Source organism: Phytohalomonas tamaricis, from assembly GCF_003012345.1.
GTDB lineage: Bacteria > Pseudomonadota > Gammaproteobacteria > Pseudomonadales > Halomonadaceae > Phytohalomonas > Phytohalomonas tamaricis.
Genome location: NZ_PVRV01000019.1, coordinates 567,007 through 585,517, shown reverse-complemented (window position 1 = coordinate 585,517; position 18,511 = coordinate 567,007). Strand labels below are relative to the sequence as shown.

Genomic DNA, 18,511 nt, shown 5'->3' with positions numbered 1-18,511 from the left:
ATCCAATGAAAAACGCCCTGGCACTGTGTGCCGGGGCGTTTTTGCAGTCAGGATGCAATCAAGGCGTTTGCTGTGAAGCACGTTGAATAACGTTCAAGCCTTTAAGCAGGTTGAGTGCCTCGCCAAGCTGATAATCCTGGGCGGCGACTGGAGAGGAGCGCGGTGCCTCTCCCTGCTGCTGGCTGGCTTCGGCGTTGCGTAGATGACCTTCGAGGTCAGCTTCGCGCACCATCCAGCTCTCTTTTGGCTCCAGCGTTAGCTGGCCACGCTGCACGCCGACATCGGGCTCGATCCCTTCAGCCTGGATCGAGCGGCCACTGGGGGTGTAATAAAGCGCAGTCGTCAGCTTCAGCCCTTCACCGTTGTCGAGCGGGAGTACCGTCTGTACCGAGCCTTTACCGAAGCTGTCAGTGCCCATCACGATCGCGCGATGATGATCCTGCAGCGCTCCTGAGACGATCTCTGCTGCCGATGCCGTACCACCGTTGATCAGTACGACCATCGGTACCTGTGAGTCAACGCTGTTGGCCTGTGACGCTGAGAAGCGCATCTGGCTGTCGGGCAGCCGTCCTTTGGTGTAAACGATCAAACCGTCGTCGAGAAACAGATCGGAGACATCGACTGCGCCCTGTAAAATGCCGCCAGGATTGTTGCGCAGATCGAGCACCAACCCTTTAAGCGGTGCTTGGCGCTTGAATTTTTCAATCGCCGCGCGGGCCTGCTCTGCAGTACGGGTCTGGAACTGACTGATGCGCAGGTAAGCATATCCCGGGTCGAGCAGCTTGGATGACACGCTCTCGTTGCGGATATTGGCTCGCGTCAGGGTGAATTCCTGCGGCGTGTCGTTACCTTTGCGGTAGATGTTCAGCTTAACCTGCGTGCCAGCGTCACCGCGCAGCAGTTTGACAGCCTCTTCGAGCGACATGCCTTCGGTTGACGTACCGTCGATACTGAGAATGGTATCGTGTGGCTGCAGGCCTGCCTTTGCGGCCGGCGTGTTATCGATCGGCGCGATTACCGTCAGGCGATCATCCTCCATGCCCACCTCGATGCCCAACCCGCCAAATTCGCCTTGTGTGGCTTCCTGAAGGCTGCGGAATGCCTCGGCATCCATATAGGCTGAATGCGGGTCGAGACCGGAAAGCATGCCTTTCATCGCATTGTGTAGCAGGGTCTTGTCATCAACTTCATCAACATAGGCCCGCTTGATGCGCTCGAAGACTTCGGCAAATGTCTGAATGTCTTCGATCGGCAAGGTGGCGCTGGCCTGAGCGCTGGACAATGCGACATCCGGCGTATCGTTTTCGGCCAGGGCGAGCGGCGCAAGCGGTAGCGCGGCGCCGGCCATCAGTAACAGCATCATGACACGACCTGCGCGCATGGAATCTCCTTGTTCTTCGAACACAAGTGTGAGGGCGTGAATGAAGAGCACGCGACGTGCCAAGCATACCCACATGTTCCATTCACGATCCAGCGAACAGCGTTCGAGTTTGGCGTGAGATTGGCCCATAGCGCATTCGTGGTCAGCGCGAAGCGGTCCAGCGGTTGGGATCGATGGGCTGTCCTCTGCGCCGCACTTCGAAATAAAGCGCAGGGCCTGAGCGTCCCCCACTGTTGCCGACAGTGGCGATGATCGCGCCACGCTCGACGCTGTCTCCAGCCTTAACGGTGAGACGTTGATTATGGGCGTAAAGCGTCAGGATACCCTTGCCGTGATCGATGATCACAAGGTAGCCGAAGCCACGCATCCAGTTGGCAAAGACGATCTGGCCACTGCCTGCGGCACGTACCGAGGTGCCAGCACTGGCGGCGAGCAATACGCCATTGCGATCAATCCCCTCACCTTGGCCGAAGCGTGAGATTAACCGACCATTAACCGGCCATTTCGAACTGGCCGCGCCTTTATCGGCGCGATGCACATTGGTGCGTGTCGTTGCGGACGTTGATGAAGTGTCGTGCGACTGGCGCGACGATGCGCTACGGGTAGGCTCTGCACTGCGCTCATCTTCTGTCAGCTGCTGGGAGGCAGCCTCGCGCTTGGCCTTGGCCTGAGCCAGTTCGCGCTCCATTTGCTTGAGCAGTTGCTCGACGTGGGCGCGGTCGCTGCGCAAATCCTCCAGGCGAGCCTGCTCGTTGGCATAGCGGGTATTAAGTTTGGCTACAATCTGCTCGCGTGCGTCCTGCTGCTCAGCCAGACGCTGACGCCTGTCATCAAGGTCATCTAAAAGCTGATTAAGACGCTCGCGCTCTTCTTTTGCTTGCGTGCGGTTATCATCGATATCACGATCAAGTGCGGCAATGGCGTCAAGCCGCTCCCGACGCACTTCATTGATACGATTTAGATAGTGCTGATAGCGTTCGAGCTTGGTCGGGTCGCCGCCGTTGAGCAAGAGCTTGAGTTGAGGCTGTTCACCGAGACGATAAAGCGCGGCAAGCTGCGTCGCCAACGCCTGCTGCTGCGCATTGCGCTCATCGACGAGCTGGTCATGCCGGCCATTCAGCGCTTGAAGCTGAGCGTTGACGCTTTCCCGCTCGCTCTGCAACTGATCGATGCGGGCATACGTTTCGGCTAGCGCTGCTTCCGCCTGTCTTAGCGCTTGTTGCGCACTCTTGCGCTCACTTCCAGTGTCATGGATGCGTTTTTCGGACGCTTCGATATCAGCGCTGATGGCCTTGAGCTGCTGGCGCGAGACGTCTTCGGCTGACACATGGCTTACCGTGCCTGGCAACAACCCCGGCACGGTAAGTGCTAGCGAGAGACTTGAAATGAAACACCGACGTGAAAATCGGCTTGAACGCGATGACACGTCGGCGTTAATCCCTATCGTTACATATTAATCGGGCGTACATGATGCAGCGTGGCCTGAGGCCCCCAAAGGCTCAACGATAGTCGATCAGTACATTGCCCGTCATCTCATCAGGCGCTTCTTCTCCCATCATGGCCAGCAGGGTCGGCGCTATATCGCATAGCCGGCCGCCTTCATGCAATGCAGCATTACGCGGGCTGACATAGACCAGCGGGACCGGGAAAGTGGTATGCGACGTATGCGGATTACCTGTCTGAGGATCGACCAGTAATTCGGCATTGCCGTGATCAGCCGTCACCAGGCACTCACCGCCGGCACGGTTGATGGCTTCGACGACACGCCCCAGGCAGGTATCGACGGTTTCGATTGCCTTGGTAGTCGCGGTGAGATCGCCTGAGTGGCCGACCATATCGCCGTTAGCGTAGTTGCAGATGATCAAGTCGAATTTACCGGCATCGATCGCTGCCACTAGTTTATCGGTGAGCTCGTACGCGCTCATCTCCGGTTTCAGGTCGTAGGTTTTAACGTCCTTGGGTGAAGGCACGAGTATCCGCTCCTCGCCCTCGAACTGCTCCTCACGGCCACCTGAGAAGAAGAAACTGACGTGAGGATACTTCTCGGTCTCGGCGATGCGCAGCTGAGTAAACCCGCGCTCGGCAACCACTTCGCCCAGCGTGTTGTTGAGCTCCGTGGGTGGAAAGGCGATGGGAGCGTCAATGTCGTCGGCGTACTGCGTCATCGTCACGAAGTTGGCGTGGGCCGGGGTGTTGCGGGCGAAGCCATCAAAGTCCTTGTTGACGAAGGCGCGGGTCAATTCACGGGCGCGGTCGGAGCGGAAATTAACGAAAATGATCGCATCCTCCTCCGCTACGGTGACCGGCTCGCTGCCGTCGGGGCGGATGCTGGTCGCGGTAACGAATTCGTCGGTTTCGTCACGCGCGTAAGCCGCGTCAAGACCTTCTTCAGCACTCTTGGCGGTATGCTCGCCGACGCCTTCGCTGATTAACCGGTAGGCGGCTTCAACGCGCTCCCAGCGGTTGTCACGGTCCATGGCATAGAAGCGGCCAATAATCGAGGCGATATAGCCCACACCCTGCTGTTGCAACTTGGCATCGGCCCGTTCGATCGATTCGCGTGCGCTCTTGGGCGGCGTATCACGGCCGTCGAGAAACGCATGAATATAAACTTTCTTTGCACCACGTGCCGCGGCGAGGTCTGCCATCGCCAGAATGTGATCTTCGTGGCTATGAACGCCGCCGGTCGAAAGCAGGCCGAGCAGATGAACGGCACCTCCTTTCTCGACGGCACTATCGATCGGCTTGGTCAGCGTTTCGATGTTCTGTAGCTCATCATCCTTGATGGCTTTGGTGATCCGAGTGAAATCCTGATAGACGATGCGTCCTGCCCCAAGATTCATGTGGCCGACTTCGGAGTTACCCATCTGGCCATCCGGCAGGCCGACATTGCCACCATCAGTGCGGATCAGGGTATGGGGGTACGACTTCTGCAGTTCATCCATTACCGGCGTGGCCGCATTGGCGACCGCGTTGTTTTCAGCAGAGGGATTGCAGCCGTAGCCGTCGAGGATAATCAGCGCCACCGGACGGGGGCGCGACGTCTGTTCCTTTGACATGGACTCGCCTCGTTATTGGATCATGAGTTTGATTGTCTGACATGCTGGGACGCGGTAAAAACATGCCGTCAAATGTCCCATTCGCGACAGCATCTGCTTCAGGCATCATAACCTACGCTCAGGAGTGCGTCAGCCGGACGCTATTGGCACGCTCGTGTATACTGGGCGCCGCCTTGCGGTGATAAGCATGCCGGACGTTTATCCTGCCTGGGCATCGTCTGATCATCGCCTGCCGGCCTGACAGATATCTCCGTATGGAAACAAGCATAGATTCATCCGAAAAGAGTAAGACAATCTCATGATCGATCAGCTTTTCGAATTTGCCCAGAATCACCTGCTGCTGGTCAGCGCCTTTCTTGTGCTGCTGGTGGCCTGGCTTGCTTATGAGGCTCAACGCAGCAATACCGGCGTAACCAGCGGGGAAGCGACAGCGCTCGTCAACCGCGAAGACGGTGTTATTGTCGACATCCGTGAAGCCAATGAGTTCAAGGCGGGCCATATTGCAGGGGCCATCAATATCCCTAACAGCAAGTTCGATACGCGTATGAACGAGCTGAAGAAGCACCAGGACAAGCCGGTTATCGTCGTGTGCAAGACAGGCCAGAAAGCCGGCATCATTGTCGAGAAGCTCAAGAAGGAAGGATACAGCCGTGCCGCCAAGCTCAAGGGCGGTATGGAGCAATGGCAGGCCGATAGCTTGCCGACCGTTAAACGCTAAGAGGCTCGGCCTCCGTTCGTTTTCATTCTCCCACTTTCAAGCAAGGTGACACAGCAATGGCGGAAGACAACACTACCGCAGCCAATCAGGCGCAAGGTGATATTCAATTTGCGCTGCAGCGCATCTATGTCAAGGATATTTCCTTCGAGGCGCCGAACTCACCGAGGATCTTTCAGCAGGCGTTCCAACCTAAGGTCAATCTGGACGTCGATAGCCATGCCGAACAGGTCGGTGAGAACCTTTACGAGGTAGTGGTCAAGGTCACTGCTCAGGTCTACAACGGTGAAGAGCAGACGACCGCTTTTCTTGCCGAGGTAGAACAGGCCGGACTCTTCACTATTGCAGGCCTGCCTGAAGAGCAGCTGGAGCATACGCTGGGCGCCTTCTGTCCTAACGTGCTGTTTCCTTATGCGCGGGAATGTATTGACAGTCTGGTCGGTCGTGGCAGCTTCCCTACATTGATGCTGGCACCGGTCAACTTCGATGCCATGTTTGCGCAAAGAAAGCAGCGTGAAATGCAGGCACAAAATGCTGATGCCTAACAGGGTGCAGCAGTAATGACTGGGCTTGGATATTCAGCATGAGCGCACCGCGCATTCATCTTGATGCCACGCTTGTTGCCGGGGCGCGCCTGACCTTGTCAGATAGTGCGGCGCGCCATGTAGGGCTCGTTTTGCGTAAGGGTGAAGGCGAGCCGTTGGTCCTGTTCGATGGTAGGGGCAACGAGGCACTGGCATCGATTGCCAGCGTTGATCGCAAGCGTGTCGATGTTGTCGTTGAGCATCTTCGCGAGCCGGTGCCTGAATCCAGTCTGGCAGTGCATTTAGGTCAGGCGATCTCCAAGGGTGAACGTATGGATTTTGCCATCCAGAAAGCCGTTGAGCTTGGCGTTGGCGCGATTACCCCGCTTTATGCCGAACGTGGTGAGGTACGCTTGAAAGGTGATCGAGCCGCCAAGAAGCTGGCCCACTGGCGTGGCGTGGCGGTCAGTGCCTGCGAACAGTGCGGTCGTGCGGTTGTGCCGGAAATATGTGAACCCCAGACGATTACTGAATGGCTGGCGCGGCGTGACGAAGCGCTACGTCTGGTCCTTCATCCGGGCGAAGGCTCGCTTGAACAGATGCAGCCTCCTCGTGACGCGGCGTTGCTTATCGGTCCTGAAGGCGGACTTACCGATGCAGAGGTAGCGAGTGCCCGCGCATCTGGCTTTGAAGCCTTGACGCTCGGCCCACGCATTCTGCGCACGGAAACAGCGCCGATTGTGGCGCTCAGTGTGCTGCAGTATCGCTTTGGTGATCTGAACTAAGCGGGCTGCTCAACGGTTAAGTACACCTGACATCAACGTGTATCGAGGGTGACGTTCCCAGAGTAATGGACCATTAAAAACGCCCCGACACCTTTGGTGTCGGGGCGTTTTTAATATCGAGAAACGATTTAACCTTCGCCAAAGCGTGCGCGCCGTTCCTGTTCTTCCTGATAGGTAGGAAAGTCCACGTATCCGCGGGCATCGCCGCCATAAAACGTATCGGGATCGAAAGGCGTCAACGGCCAATCGTTTTTCATCCGCTCGACCAAGTCGGGGTTGGACGTGAAGGGACGGCCAAAGACTGGCAAGTCGATGGTGCCTTCATCGACCAGCTTCTGCGCTTCCTGCTTGTCCAGGTTACCAGCAAACAACAATGTGCCTTCGTAAGCGTCACGGAACTTGCGCAGGAATTCACGTGGCATTGCCTCCTGCCCCTGAGCACCCTGATCCATGATATGAACATAGGCCAAGTGGCGCTTGTTCAGCTCTGCGGCAAGATGCAAATAGGTCGCCTCGGTATCATCATAGGCGGGCATGTCAAACAGCTGACCATAAGGTGAAATACGCACGCCTACGCGGTGAGCGCCGATCTTTTCGATCGAGGCATCGATGGCTTCCAGCAACAGGCGACAACGGTTTTCGCGTGAGCCACCATATTCATCGCTGCGATCATTGAGTTCGGCATTGAGAAATTGCTCGAACAGATAACCGTTGGCGCCGTGAACTTCAACGCCATCAAAGCCGGCCATGCGCGCATTGACAGCGGCCTGAGCAAAATCACCTACCACGCGCTTGACCTCATGGGTTTCCAGCGCACGCGGTGTGCTAGCGGCCAGCATGTCCGGGCGGCCCTCGTCGTTATAACCGAAGGCCATGCCACCTTGCTTCGCCGTTGAGCTGACTGGCGCCTGGCCGTTGAGCTGGATCGAGGTGTGGGATACACGTCCCACGTGCCACGTCTGGGCGAAGATAAGTCCACCTCGCTCATGAACGGCACGCGTCGTCTTTTTCCAGCCTTCGATCTGATCAGGCCCGTAAATGCCTGGATTGAAAAGATAGCCTTGGCCTTCACGCGAGATCGGCGTGCCTTCTGAAATGATCAGCCCTGCACAGGCACGCTGGCGGTAATAAAGTGCGCCCATTTCGTTAGGAACATCATTTTCTCTAGCGCGAGAGCGCGTCATGGGCGCCATGACGATACGGTTGGTGAGACGGTGACCGGCGAGATCGTAGGGTTCAAAAAGTGAAGCCAAGATATTCCCCTTATATTGAATTAGTAAGATTGAAACCAGCGTAATGATAAAAATAGGCTGCTAATAACTGTAGAACCATATGGCGTTACATCAAGTCAGGTCACATCCATTCGGCACGCATGTTTCTGCTCGCTAAATGCTCAAGGGGCTCGAAGGTAGCTTGGCCCGATCAGCATGGTTGCTTCATACTTGCTTTATGGTTTTGAGCGAGAACGGCATCGTTCTCGCTGCAAACGCTGCTGATTTTTATTTTTAAGAGATTCGCTCATGACTGATCGCGTATTGAAGGTGGGTGTGGTGATGGACCCCATCGCCGATATCACCTACAAAAAGGACACCACGCTGGCCATGCTGTGGGCCGCCAGCCGTCGCGGCTGGTCGCTGCATTACATGGAGCAGAGCGATCTCTATCTGGATAAGGGGCGCGCCATGGCGCGCATGCGCTCGCTTGAGGTGTTCGAGAATCCCGAGAAGTGGTACAGCCTCGGTGACGCTGAAGCTCGGGCGCTAGGTGATCTTGATGTGATCCTGATGCGCAAGGATCCGCCGGTTGATCATGAATTTCTCAATGCCACGCATTTGCTGGGATTCGCCGAGCGTGAAGGCGTGCTGGTGGTTAACCCCACGCAGGTGCTACGCGAATGCAACGAGAAACTTTATGCCCAGCAGTTTCAGCAGTGCCTGGTGCCGAGCGTAGTTTCCTGTAACGACAAGGTGCTGCGCGCCTTTCACGCCGAGCAGGGCGATACTATTTTCAAGCCGCTTGATGGCATGGGTGGGACGGGAATTTTTCATATCGCCCCCGATGGTCGCAATATCGGTGCGGTGATCGAGCAGCTGACCTTCGGCGGTACACGCCAGATCATGGCGCAGCGCTATATCCCCGAGATTCAGCAGGGTGATACGCGGATATTGCTGATTGATGGTGAGCCAGTGCCCTACGGACTGGCACGCATTCCCACTGGCGGAGAGGTGCGTGGCAATCTGGCCGCTGGCGGCCGTGGCGTGGCGCGCGAACTGACGGATCGTGACTATTGGCTGGTTGATCAGGTCAAGGCATCGATCAAGGCGCAGGGTCTGATCTTTGTCGGCCTTGATGTAATCGGTGATTACATCACCGAGATCAACGTCACTAGCCCGACCTGCGTGCGTGAAATCGATGCTCAATGCGGGACCGATATCGCCGGCCAGTTAATGGACGCCATTGCTTCCCGCTTCGACTAAGTCATGAAATTGTCGGCCGCCAGGCATGCTGATCATGTGACGCGCCGCCCCGTTGTCTGGTCGGCGTGGGGTATTGCTATTGCACTGCATATAGGCGCACTAGGCGCGCTCAGTATTATCGATTGGCCGCCTGCGCCCGGGCAGTCATCGCGCTCGGTTACCTTCGATGTGACGCTTACCCAGGCACCGTCCACGGCTTCGCAAGATGAATCGGCAAACGCCGTTGCAGCACCAGAGACGCCAACACCAGCACGGCAGCTGGCGCAATCGGCTATTTCTGCAAAGGCTCCCAAGGCGCACGAAGTACAGCCCTCTCTAAAAAATGAGGTCTCCCGTCCGAAAGCTCAGCAGCGTGAAGAAGCCAAGCCCAAGCCTGAGCGCCCGGTTGATCGCGTGACCAAGCCCGTGCCGACTCAGCAGGCGAGCACCATGCCACAAACGCAAAAAAGTGAGCGCTCAGCGGTATCGTCGCGGGCCGAGAAGAGCGAAAAGAAGGCGGCACCCAGCGCAAGCGATCTGTTGGCTCAGGCCACGTCGCGGGCGCGATCGAATACTTTTGGGCTACAACCCGAGAATGATACCCGGGCGCCGGTGAATGGCGCCCAGCGTGCGGCCATAAACCGCTACATCAGAGCATGGACGAATAGCGTCGAGCGCTATGGCAATCAGTTCCATAACGGCCCCGCGAACCTGTCAGGCACGCTACGCATCCGTGCCGTCATCCTGCGTAACGGCGAGCTTGCATCAGTAGAAGTGATACAATCCTCAGGATACCCAGAACTCGATCAGACGGCACTTTCCACCGTGCGCGAGGCGGCGCCCTATCGGCCTTTCGATTCAGGCATGGGCGACAACCGTCAGCGTCTGGTGATCACGCGTACCTGGCAGTTCGGCCAAGGTAATAGTTTCGGCGTTCAGTAACGCCCGGGAGGTTCATGCAAAGCTTGCGCGATCATTTTCTGCTAGCGATGCCCCATCTTGAAGAAGAGACATTCAAGGGGACATTGAGCTATATCTGCGATCACGACGATAACGGCACGCTCGGTGTCATCGTCAATCGACCGTTGTCACTGACCCTCGACGGGCTGTTCGATCAACTCGATATCGATGCCAGCCAATGTCGTCATCTCGAAATGCCCGTGCTGTTTGGCGGGCCGGTCCATCAGGATCGTGGTTTTATTCTTCACCGTGGCCAGACAGCGCCATGGGATTCAAGCCTGCAGGTCAGCGACGATATTGCCTTGACGACCTCAATGGATATTCTGCGCGCTATTGCTGAAGGGAATGGCCCCGAGCATTTTATCGTCTGTCTGGGGTGCGCCGGCTGGCAAGCCGATCAGCTCACCGAGGAGCTCAAGGAAAATACGTGGCTTACGGTAGAAGCCACCACTGCAGTGTTGTTCGAAACCCCACCTGAAATGCGCCTGCAGGCCGCAGCACGCCATCTGGGCGTCGATCTGACGCTGCTTTCGCGTGAGATCGGTCATGGCTGAGCCGGGCCAAAGACTAGTGATGGCATTCGATTTCGGCTCGCGCCGTATCGGTGTGGCCGTCGGCAACGAGATGATCGGTTCGGCCTCACAGCTCGATCCGCTGGCCGCACGTGACGGCATACCAGACTGGAACGTGGTCAGCCGTCTTATCGATGAATGGCGACCCGATCTGTTCGTGGTGGGGCTGCCGATTAACATGGATGGCAGTGAATCGGAAATGAGTCTGCGGGCACGCAAGTTCGGCAAGCGCTTGTTCGGTCGCTTCGGCAAGCCATGCGAGATGGTTGACGAGCGTGGTTCGACCCGTGCAGCCAAGGCTATTGCCCGTGAGCAGGGCCATCGCGGCAATTACCGTGAGGAGAGCGTCGACGGTATTGCCGCAGAGTTAATTCTTGAAAGCTGGTTTAATGCCGCCGAGGAGTAGCATGCTCACGTGGCTCTTGCCCGGCGGCGACCATAAAGCCTTCTGCTTCAGAAATCAGCGTCATCCACACCTACACGGGTAGGTGTCTTCCAGCCAACATCACGCATATCCTTCTCGATCAGGTGATCGACGCCCAGAAGTGTCGCGAAGATCGCCATTCGGACCGGGATGCCATTATCGGTTTGTCGGAAAATGGCGAGACGCGGATCGCCGTTGAGATCAACGTTAAGGTCATTGGCGCCAGGACGGCTGTCACGGGGCAGCGGGTGCATGACAATCGTTTGTGGCGTGCAGCGGCTATTGAGAAAATGACGACCGACATTGAACGTGGGTGTGAATCCCGACACGCTCTCCAGCATTTCATCGGTAAAGCGCTCCTTCTGGATACGCGTGGCATAGACAACGTCGATCGGTTCGAACGATTCATCAAGGCTGTCGCGCTGTTCGATGCGGTGCCCGTGGCTTGCGACCAGCTCAATGAGTTCAACTGGCATTTCAAGGCCTGGCGGAGCGACCAAGGTAATGTGCATCGGCTCATAACGCGCCAGCAGCTTGATCAGTGAGTGAACCGTACGGCCATACTTCAGATCGCCGGTCATCAATATGTGTGCACCGGCCAGTGGCTTGCCGAGCCGCGTGAACTCCTTGTTGATGGTATAAAAATCGAGCAACGCCTGACTGGGGTGTTCACCGGGGCCATCGCCACCGTTGATGACGGGTACATTAGTAGCACTGGCGAACTCAGCGACAGAGCCCTGATCGGGGTGGCGCATGACAATAGCATCGACATAGCCGCCAATGACGCGGCTGGTATCGTAGAGTGATTCCCCCTTGGCCATCGAGGAGAACGTGAACCCTGTCGTGTCACAGACGGTACCGCCGAGCCGGCAGAAGGCCGCGTTGAAGCTGATACGTGTGCGGGTGCTGGCTTCGAAGAACAGGTTGCCTAGCACAGCGCCTTCCAGCACGCGGGTGATCTTGCGCCGCTGTGCGATGGGCTCCATCCGCTTAGCCACGTGCAAGAGATGATCGATGTAGTCGCGTGAAAGGGTATCGACGGATAACAGATGCGGACTCATGGGCGGTGGCCTCACTGACACTGGACTGGGGGCGAAACATGACGGGCGACAGTTTACCCGTTGCAGTGTGATCATTCACACGTAATCAACGCTTGAAGGCTTCTCATAGTCTCCTATGGTTGAAGAAGGCATGCGCACGATAAAGGCATGCGCTGTCCAAAACGCAAAAGGAGATTGCACCATGTCAGATCAAAAATTCCCTTCTCAGGCTCAGCAGCAGCCCGGCGAAGAGGACAAAATGCAGCCGGAGCCTGAGTTCATCCGCGCCAGCTACCAAGGGACGGACAAACTCAAGGGCAAGGTTGCCATCATTACCGGCGGTGACAGCGGAATCGGCCGTGCGGTCGCGGTGCATTACGCACGTGAAGGCGCTGATGTCGCGATCGCTTATCTTGAAGAGCACGGTGATGCCGAAGATACCAAGGCGCTGGTCGAGGCCGAAAGTCAGCGCTGTTTGCTGCTCAGCGGCGACGTAGGTGATTCATCATTTTGTCGTGAGGTGGTCGATAAAACCCTTAGCGAGTTCGGCAAGATCAATATTGTGGTTAACAATGCCGCTGAACAACATGAGTGGGATGATGTCACGCAGATCCCCGAAGATCAGCTGCTGCGTACCTTCCAGACCAACATCTTCAGCCATTTCTATATGGTGAAGTACGCATTGCCGCACATGAACGAGGGCGACACGATCATTGCTACCTCGTCGGTCAATGCGTTCAAGGGCAACGCGACGCTGATTGATTACAGCTCGACCAAGGGGGCGATTCAAGGCCTGATCCGCTCGCTGGCGCAATCCTTGGCTTCCAAAGGCATTCGCGCCAATGCTGTAGCGCCTGGCCCGGTATGGACGCCGTTGATTCCTGCCACCATGCCGGAAGAGAAAGTCGAAAGCTTCGGTGGTCAGGTGCCGATGGACCGCGCCGGACAGCCTTCGGAAATGGGGCCAGCTTATGTTTACCTGGCCAGTGAGGAGTCTTCTTACATGAGCGGCCAGACGATCCATCTCAACGGTGGTGTGATACTCAATACCTGAGGATAGATCGAGCGCAAAAAAGCCGAGTGCGGGATACCGCGCTCGGCTTTTTTTCGTCTTAGTATCGTTGTGCTCTTCAAGCTGGGCAGCGACGCCCTTTGCAGAAAAGCGTATGGGCCCCATTGCTTTATTTATCTCTGGCAGGCGATTGCTAGGGCACTGATGATTGTCAGGTGTGTTACGCCGTATAAAATCCTGCTGTTTTTTTATCCGAATTTCATCGTTTATATCGCGCTATATATAAGCATGCTATGGCTATCACTCATAATTAATTAGTAATATCTAATTATAATGTACGGCATTTTAACGTAATTACGTAAAATATAAATATGCGTTAGCTGCTATTTTTAAGCGGAGAATTTATTTTGCACCCTATGGTTAGTCTTCTACTTTGATCGAAGAGAAGGCGTATGCGTAGAAGGCCAAAAAGCAGCGTAAGAAGGTGAGCGCATTTGATAATTAGCGCTTAAATGAAAGGTGCCTTTTATCAATGTCACTAATAGACAAGGAGGTTAGTAATGGATAAGCCGCAACCCAGTGCACAGAAACAGGATCGTCAGCCGGGCATCGAGAAAGAGATGGAGCCTCAGGCGCTTTGGATTCGAGACAGCTATCGCGGTAGCGATAAGTTGAAAGATAAAGTCGCTATTGTGACCGGTGGGGACAGCGGGATAGGCCGCGCTGCCACGGTGCACTTTGCGCGTGAAGGCGCTGATGTTGCCATTGTTTATCTCGACGAGCACGAAGACGCCGAGGCGACCAAGCAGATGGTGGAAAAAGAAGGCCGCCGTTGCCTGCTGATTGCCGGTGATGTGGCCGAGTCTGCCTTCTGCCGCTCAGCGGTGCAGAAGACGGTTGATACCTTCGGCAAGCTCGACATATTGGTCAACAATGCTGCGCAACAGGTGCTGCATGATGATCCCGTCGACATTTCAGATGAAGAGTGGGTGCGCACCTTTGATATCAACATCCATGGCTATTTCTATATGGCAAAGGCAGCACTGCCGCATATTAGAAAGACCAAGGGCGCCATCATCAATACGACCTCGGTCAACGCCTTTGCAGGCCATGCGACGCTACTGCCCTATACCTCTACCAAGGGGGCCATTGCCGGCTTTACTCGTGCGCTGTCAAAAATGGTGGTATCTGACGGGGTGCGGGTAAATCAGGTCGCGCCAGGCCCAATCTGGACGCCGCTGATTCCATCCACGATGGGTCAATTCGATCCTGACATGGTGGACGACTTCGGCAGTCAAGCGCCGATGGGACGCGTTGGCCAGCCTGCCGAGCTGGGCCCAGGCTATGTTTATCTGGCCAGTGAGGAGTCTTCCTATATGACCGGCCAGACGCTGCATATCAATGGCGGCATGATCGTTAATGGGTAAGCAAAAATTTGCAGTTGTCATAGTGTTATAAGGCGCCCACAAGGGCGCCATTTTAATGATATGTCACCAGCCATGGCAGACAGCGATATTCAGTCATGTCTAGGCTAAGCCCTTTATTACCTGACCTTTTTATTAAAGAGCAAAGCAACTATCAGCTGTTACCAGATAATAAATTGCCTTACTGGTTAGTATTCAAGTAGCGATAAATAACGGAGATATCCTTGTCGCCATGGCCCGCATCGACGGCTTTGGTCCACGTCTCGCTAATGTCCCTAAGCGCTGGCATAGGAAGATCGCCTGCGGCTTCAAGCGCCAGATTGGCATCCTTGAGTCCCCATTCCAGCGCCATTTGCGCATCGAAATTACCGCTTTTGATCATATCCAGCTTGACCTTGACGTAGGGTGCCGCCAGCGGTCCGCCCTCGAGCGTCTGCCAAAGATCGTCGGTGGAGAATCCAAGTTGCTTGGCCAAATGAGCCGTTTCAGCCACGCCTTCCATCATGTGGATCAGCCAGGCATTGATCACCAGTTTCATTCGTGAACCGGCACCGGCCTCGCCCAGCCATTTAGTCGCCTTGCCGATGGCATCGAATACTACGTCGACGGAGGGGGCGGCGTTACGATCGCCGCTGGCGAGCACAACGATTTGTCCCTGCTCGGCAGGCGCCTTGGTGCCGGAGACCGGGGCATCAATATAAGTAATATCGGGGCGTTTTTGAGCGACGTCGTTGATCAATTGTGTTGTCGCATCGACGCCAAGGGTTCCCATCTGTACCAATACAGCGCCTTGGGGTATCTGCTTTAGCGCACTGGCTTCACCAAATAATACGTCACGGGTTATGTCACCGTCGGGCAGCATGGTGATGATGACATCGGCACTTTCAACCGCCTCCCCCGGTGTCTCGCATGCCGTGGCACCGATTTCGCTCAGTGAGCGAGCTTTCTCATAGGTACGGTTCCAGACGCGGACGGAAAATTTCTTCTTGAGCAGGTTGGTGGCAAAGGCGTGGCCCATGGCGCCAAGGCCGAGCACGGCGACAACGGGTGAGTTAGCCATATGAAATCTCCACGGTAAAAATAATAAGCAGCCTAGTTATATTTTCAGACTAAGCAAAGGCCAAGCAACGTCTTACAAATTGATCGCAGGTCAAAATCGAGTACAGGTGTCGAAAAAAGCGCCGGAATTAGTTACGTAAAAAGTTGGCATTATTACGTTATGATACGGCTGGCAGGAAAATGAGTTGCGATACTGAGCAAGTTAGGGTCGTTGCTCAGCTCTGCACTGATTGTACCGAGCCGCCATCGACGCGCAGGTTCGAGCCGTTGATGAATGAGCCTCGTTCGGATACCAACAGCGCAATCGCGGCGGCAACCTCATCAGCCTGACCGCGACGCTTGAGGACGATCCCGGCACGCTCTTCGTCGAGAAAGCTGGCGATGGCATCATCGAACGAGACGCCAAGTTGCTCGGCACGCTGCTTCATCATCGAATCGGTCATGGGCGACTCGATAAATGCCGGCGCTACGGTATTGCACAGAATTCCGTGGCGTGCTTCACGGTAAGAGAGATTCTTGATGAAGGCTGACAGTCCCGCCTTGGCGACGTTATAAACCGCCTCTTCCCAATAGAATAGGGCTGGACCGCATTTTCCGAGGTAATACAGACAAAACGTCCCCAGCCTTGCTTGCGCATGCTGGGAAACGTAGCGCGAGCAATCCGTACTGCGGACATGAAATCAACCTGCCAGGCATCCTCATAGTCATCGTCACTCATATCGAGTGGATCACCCTTGGCTCCGGTGACACCCGTAGCATGCACAACGATATCGATGCGCCCGAAACGCTCAAGCGCTCTCTCGGCCAGCGCATCTACGTCAGCCTGGCGGGTCATTTCTGCCTCGACACACAGATAGGGGACGCCCAGTGCCTGGGCCTGCTGCTCTAGCTCTTGCGTCTGATGATCGCTAAGCACCAGCTTGACGCCTTCCTTGGCGAGCTGCTGCGCAGTAGCGAAACCAATGCCGCCCTGAGCGCCAGTGATAATGGCTACCTTGTTGCTGATACCTAAATCCATGGTGATGATCTCCTATTGAATCCATTAAACCCACACACGACATATAATGGTCGCTTGCGAGTGATGGAATGTTGATTCAAAAAGCGTGGGCCATTAACTCAGGTTACGCCAGTGATGGGTACGTTACGCTTGGCACGTCATTCCAGCTGGCCTCTCATTTGGGTTCCATCTACAAAGTCCTCGCGATTAAACATGGTCAAGACAGGTAAGGTTATTGATGAGTGATGATGGCAGATACGTTGGCCCTCGCGCCGTTGTCATCGGCGGGGGCCCGGCCGGATTAATGGCTGCTGAGGTGTTGAGCGCGTCGGGTCTGAACGTCGATCTGTTCGAGGCCAAGCCTACCGTCGGCCGCAAGTTCCTGATGGCTGGCGTCGGTGGAATGAACATTACCCACTCCGAGGCGAGCGAGGTGTTCGTGGCGCGCTACGGCGAGTGCCGTGAGCAGATTAGCACCTGGCTGGGAGCGTTTGGTGCTGATGAACTACGTGCCTGGCTGGATGCGTTGGGTATTGCCACCTTCGTGGGTTCTTCCGGACGCGTATTTCCTACCGACATGAAGGCCGCGCCCCTGCTACGTGCGTGGCTCAAAAGGTTGCAAGCCTCGGGCGTCACTATCCATGTCCGTCATCGCTGGCTGGGTTGGAATACCGATGGCAGTCTGCGTATCGCCTCATCAAATGGCGAGAAAGCGATAAGCGCCGATTGCGTGGTGCTGGCACTCGGCGGCGCCAGCTGGGCAAGGCTGGGCGCCGATGCCGCTTGGGTACCTTGGTTAGTGGAGCGCGGTGTCGAGGTTTCTGCGTTCAAACCTGCCAATGGCGGTTTTGAGGTGACGGCGTGGACCGATGTGTTTACGCAGAAGTTCGCCGGTGTGCCGCTGAAAAAGGTGGCGCTGAGCCTGGATTGCGGCGCTGAGAGAGCTGCGCCGCGAGTCGGCGAACTGATGGTTACCCGCTATGGCATCGAGGGAAGCCTGGTTTACGCCTACTCGGCGGCCATCCGAGAGCAGATCGAACGTAACGGAAAGGCCTTGGTGACGCTCGACCTGCGCCCCGACAAGTCTACCGAGGCGCTCACCGCTGCCTTGGCCAAGCCGCGTGGGCGTAAATCGATGGCTAATCATCTGCGCATGCGTGCCGGTGTTGAGGGGGTAAAAGCCGGGCTACTGCGCGAACTCGCATCGTCTGAAGTATTTGGCGATCCGGCCCGCCTGGCGAAGGCGATCAAGGCGCTGCCGCTTGAACTGGTAGCGACGCGACCGCTTGATGAAGCAATCAGCAGCGCCGGCGGCGTATCATTTAACGTACTCGATGAGCGGCTAATGCTTAAACGATTACCTGGCATCTTCTGCGCTGGTGAAATGATCGATTGGGAGGCGCCGACCGGCGGCTACCTGCTCACTGCCTGCTTCGCGAGCGGACGTGTCGCCGGACAGGGTGCGCTTGAATGGCTGAAATTACTCAAGCGCTGACATGGACGCACCACGTCAATATTTCTGATCGTACTGTCCCTTGTCACCTTTACCTTTCTTGGTGAGCTTGTCGAGGATACCCATCGCGAAGGCCGAGAGCACAAAGGTCAGATGGATGATGACGTACCACATCAGCTTGTCATTGCTGATATTCGCCGCGTTCATGAACAGCTTGAGCAGATGGATCGAGGAAATCGCAACAATCGAGGCGGCGACCTTGTTCTTGAGGCTAGTGGTATCAAGCGTACCCAGCCAGCTGAGTTTCTCGCTCTCCTTGGGGAGATCAAGCTGAGAGACGAAGTTTTCATAGCCCGAGAACATCACCATGATGATCAAGCCACTGACCAGAGCGATGTCGATGAGCGACAGCGTTACCAGCACCAGATCGGTTTCGGTGGCAGCAAACACATGCGGCAGCAGATGATAGAGTTCCTGAAAAAACTTCAGGCCCAGCGCGACGATCGCGAGACTCAAGCCCAGATAAATCGGCGCCAGCAGCCAGCGCGTGGCGTAAATAAGCCGCTCAATGAATATTTCCATACCTGATGTATTCCGTTAATTGCGTCTTATCTAATGCAGTGACTGGGCAAGTGTACTGGGGCAAGGGC

At 55.9% G+C, this 18,511-nt stretch carries 19 protein-coding genes; 10 read left to right on the top strand and 9 right to left on the bottom strand.

The genetic code is table 11. The features are described 5' to 3' along the window. Positions 1-58: 58 nt before the first annotated feature. From C3Z11_RS04655 to gpmI, 3 genes are all read right to left on the bottom strand, one after another. Positions 59-1,360, bottom strand: coding sequence for a S41 family peptidase (locus C3Z11_RS04655; RefSeq protein WP_394810196.1), 1,302 nt, complete (start codon positions 1,358-1,360; stop codon positions 59-61). Between the two features lie 163 nt (positions 1,361-1,523). After that, positions 1,524-2,708 carry a murein hydrolase activator EnvC family protein gene (locus C3Z11_RS04650; protein WP_106476733.1) on the bottom strand — a complete coding sequence of 395 codons (1,185 nt, stop codon included), beginning with the start codon at positions 2,706-2,708 and terminating at the stop codon, positions 1,524-1,526. 172 nt (positions 2,709-2,880) lie between these two features. Then, positions 2,881-4,440: a 2,3-bisphosphoglycerate-independent phosphoglycerate mutase gene (gene gpmI, locus C3Z11_RS04645; protein WP_106476731.1), complete on the bottom strand. Its 1,560-nt coding sequence runs from the start codon at positions 4,438-4,440 to the stop codon at positions 2,881-2,883. Between the two features lie 298 nt (positions 4,441-4,738). On the opposite strand from gpmI, the gene C3Z11_RS04640 reads away from it, so the two are divergent. Genes C3Z11_RS04640 through C3Z11_RS04630 form a run of 3 tightly spaced genes read left to right on the top strand, consistent with a single transcriptional unit; the run spans position 4,739 to position 6,464 of the window. After that, on the top strand, positions 4,739-5,158 hold the full coding sequence (locus C3Z11_RS04640) for a rhodanese-like domain-containing protein (protein WP_106476729.1): 420 nt from the start codon (positions 4,739-4,741) through the stop codon (positions 5,156-5,158). Positions 5,159-5,214: 56 nt separating this feature from the next. After that, a complete protein-coding gene (gene secB / locus C3Z11_RS04635) occupies positions 5,215-5,700 on the top strand; it encodes a protein-export chaperone SecB (RefSeq protein ID WP_106476727.1) in 486 nt (161 codons plus the stop codon). Positions 5,701-5,738: 38 nt separating this feature from the next. Continuing rightward, positions 5,739-6,464, top strand: coding sequence for a 16S rRNA (uracil(1498)-N(3))-methyltransferase (locus tag C3Z11_RS04630; RefSeq protein ID WP_106476725.1), 726 nt, complete (start codon positions 5,739-5,741; stop codon positions 6,462-6,464). A 128-nt stretch (positions 6,465-6,592) separates the two neighbouring features. Here the strand turns inward: C3Z11_RS04630 and C3Z11_RS04625 are convergent, their stop codons facing one another. Continuing rightward, a complete protein-coding gene (locus C3Z11_RS04625; RefSeq protein ID WP_106476723.1) occupies positions 6,593-7,717 on the bottom strand; it encodes an alkene reductase in 1,125 nt (374 codons plus the stop codon). 267 nt (positions 7,718-7,984) lie between these two features. Between C3Z11_RS04625 and gshB the strand changes: the two genes are divergently transcribed. The 4 genes from gshB to ruvX are packed head-to-tail and all read left to right on the top strand — an operon-like array spanning position 7,985 to position 10,858. Then, positions 7,985-8,941, top strand: a complete 957-nt coding sequence (gene gshB, locus C3Z11_RS04620; RefSeq protein ID WP_106476721.1) for a glutathione synthase — start codon at positions 7,985-7,987, stop codon at positions 8,939-8,941. 3 nt (positions 8,942-8,944) lie between these two features. Continuing rightward, complete coding sequence (locus C3Z11_RS04615; RefSeq protein ID WP_106476719.1) at positions 8,945-9,862, top strand: TonB family protein; 918 nt, start codon at positions 8,945-8,947, stop codon at positions 9,860-9,862. Between the two features lie 14 nt (positions 9,863-9,876). Further along, complete coding sequence (locus tag C3Z11_RS04610) at positions 9,877-10,434, top strand: YqgE/AlgH family protein (protein WP_106476717.1); 558 nt, start codon at positions 9,877-9,879, stop codon at positions 10,432-10,434. Beyond that, the gene (gene ruvX / locus C3Z11_RS04605; RefSeq protein ID WP_106476715.1) at positions 10,427-10,858 is read left to right on the top strand and encodes a Holliday junction resolvase RuvX; all 432 of its coding nucleotides are present in this window, start codon (positions 10,427-10,429) and stop codon (positions 10,856-10,858) included. The genes C3Z11_RS04610 and ruvX overlap by 8 nt, the downstream gene beginning before the upstream one ends. Positions 10,859-10,905: 47 nt before the next feature. Here ruvX and C3Z11_RS04600 read toward each other — a convergent pair whose 3' ends face one another. After that, positions 10,906-11,937: an aspartate carbamoyltransferase gene (locus C3Z11_RS04600; RefSeq protein ID WP_106476713.1), complete on the bottom strand. Its 1,032-nt coding sequence runs from the start codon at positions 11,935-11,937 to the stop codon at positions 10,906-10,908. A 181-nt stretch (positions 11,938-12,118) separates the two neighbouring features. On the opposite strand from C3Z11_RS04600, the gene C3Z11_RS04595 reads away from it, so the two are divergent. Together C3Z11_RS04595 and C3Z11_RS04590 are read left to right on the top strand one after the other, a co-directional pair. Next, a complete protein-coding gene (locus C3Z11_RS04595; protein ID WP_106476711.1) occupies positions 12,119-12,970 on the top strand; it encodes an SDR family oxidoreductase in 852 nt (283 codons plus the stop codon). A 518-nt stretch (positions 12,971-13,488) separates the two neighbouring features. Next, entirely contained in the window at positions 13,489-14,355 is an 867-nt protein-coding gene (locus C3Z11_RS04590) for an SDR family oxidoreductase (protein WP_106476709.1), read from the top strand. Positions 14,356-14,533: 178 nt separating this feature from the next. Here C3Z11_RS04590 and C3Z11_RS04585 read toward each other — a convergent pair whose 3' ends face one another. The 3 genes from C3Z11_RS04585 to C3Z11_RS04580 form a co-directional block, all read right to left on the bottom strand. Next, entirely contained in the window at positions 14,534-15,412 is an 879-nt protein-coding gene (locus tag C3Z11_RS04585) for an NAD(P)-dependent oxidoreductase (RefSeq protein WP_106476707.1), read from the bottom strand. 214 nt (positions 15,413-15,626) lie between these two features. Continuing rightward, positions 15,627-15,932, bottom strand: a complete 306-nt coding sequence (locus tag C3Z11_RS16995) for an SDR family oxidoreductase (RefSeq protein WP_262927260.1) — start codon at positions 15,930-15,932, stop codon at positions 15,627-15,629. Then, positions 15,878-16,429, bottom strand: a complete 552-nt coding sequence (locus C3Z11_RS04580) for an SDR family NAD(P)-dependent oxidoreductase (protein WP_262927234.1) — start codon at positions 16,427-16,429, stop codon at positions 15,878-15,880. The genes C3Z11_RS16995 and C3Z11_RS04580 overlap by 55 nt, the downstream gene beginning before the upstream one ends. 217 nt (positions 16,430-16,646) lie before the next feature. On the opposite strand from C3Z11_RS04580, the gene C3Z11_RS04575 reads away from it, so the two are divergent. Then, a complete protein-coding gene (locus C3Z11_RS04575) occupies positions 16,647-17,903 on the top strand; it encodes a TIGR03862 family flavoprotein (protein ID WP_106476705.1) in 1,257 nt (418 codons plus the stop codon). A 15-nt stretch (positions 17,904-17,918) separates the two neighbouring features. Here C3Z11_RS04575 and C3Z11_RS04570 read toward each other — a convergent pair whose 3' ends face one another. Continuing rightward, a complete protein-coding gene (locus C3Z11_RS04570) occupies positions 17,919-18,443 on the bottom strand; it encodes a TIGR00645 family protein (RefSeq protein WP_106476703.1) in 525 nt (174 codons plus the stop codon). Positions 18,444-18,511 lie beyond the last annotated feature (68 nt).

Coding starts and splice junctions, on each gene's coding strand:
- ruvX (WP_106476715.1), top strand. CDS start 10,427: ATGGCTGAGCCGGGCCAAAGACTAGTGATGGCATTCGATTTCGGCTCG.
- C3Z11_RS04570 (WP_106476703.1), bottom strand. CDS start 18,443: ATGGAAATATTCATTGAGCGGCTTATTTACGCCACGCGCTGGCTGCTG.
- C3Z11_RS04590 (WP_106476709.1), top strand. CDS start 13,489: ATGGATAAGCCGCAACCCAGTGCACAGAAACAGGATCGTCAGCCGGGC.
- C3Z11_RS04610 (WP_106476717.1), top strand. CDS start 9,877: ATGCAAAGCTTGCGCGATCATTTTCTGCTAGCGATGCCCCATCTTGAA.
- secB (WP_106476727.1), top strand. CDS start 5,215: ATGGCGGAAGACAACACTACCGCAGCCAATCAGGCGCAAGGTGATATT.
- C3Z11_RS04585 (WP_106476707.1), bottom strand. CDS start 15,412: ATGGCTAACTCACCCGTTGTCGCCGTGCTCGGCCTTGGCGCCATGGGC.
- C3Z11_RS04655 (WP_394810196.1), bottom strand. CDS start 1,360: ATGCTGTTACTGATGGCCGGCGCCGCGCTACCGCTTGCGCCGCTCGCC.
- C3Z11_RS04630 (WP_106476725.1), top strand. CDS start 5,739: ATGAGCGCACCGCGCATTCATCTTGATGCCACGCTTGTTGCCGGGGCG.
- C3Z11_RS04615 (WP_106476719.1), top strand. CDS start 8,945: ATGAAATTGTCGGCCGCCAGGCATGCTGATCATGTGACGCGCCGCCCC.
- C3Z11_RS04600 (WP_106476713.1), bottom strand. CDS start 11,937: ATGAGTCCGCATCTGTTATCCGTCGATACCCTTTCACGCGACTACATC.
- gshB (WP_106476721.1), top strand. CDS start 7,985: ATGACTGATCGCGTATTGAAGGTGGGTGTGGTGATGGACCCCATCGCC.
- C3Z11_RS04640 (WP_106476729.1), top strand. CDS start 4,739: ATGATCGATCAGCTTTTCGAATTTGCCCAGAATCACCTGCTGCTGGTC.
- C3Z11_RS04580 (WP_262927234.1), bottom strand. CDS start 16,429: ATGGATTTAGGTATCAGCAACAAGGTAGCCATTATCACTGGCGCTCAG.
- C3Z11_RS04595 (WP_106476711.1), top strand. CDS start 12,119: ATGTCAGATCAAAAATTCCCTTCTCAGGCTCAGCAGCAGCCCGGCGAA.
- C3Z11_RS04575 (WP_106476705.1), top strand. CDS start 16,647: ATGAGTGATGATGGCAGATACGTTGGCCCTCGCGCCGTTGTCATCGGC.
- gpmI (WP_106476731.1), bottom strand. CDS start 4,440: ATGTCAAAGGAACAGACGTCGCGCCCCCGTCCGGTGGCGCTGATTATC.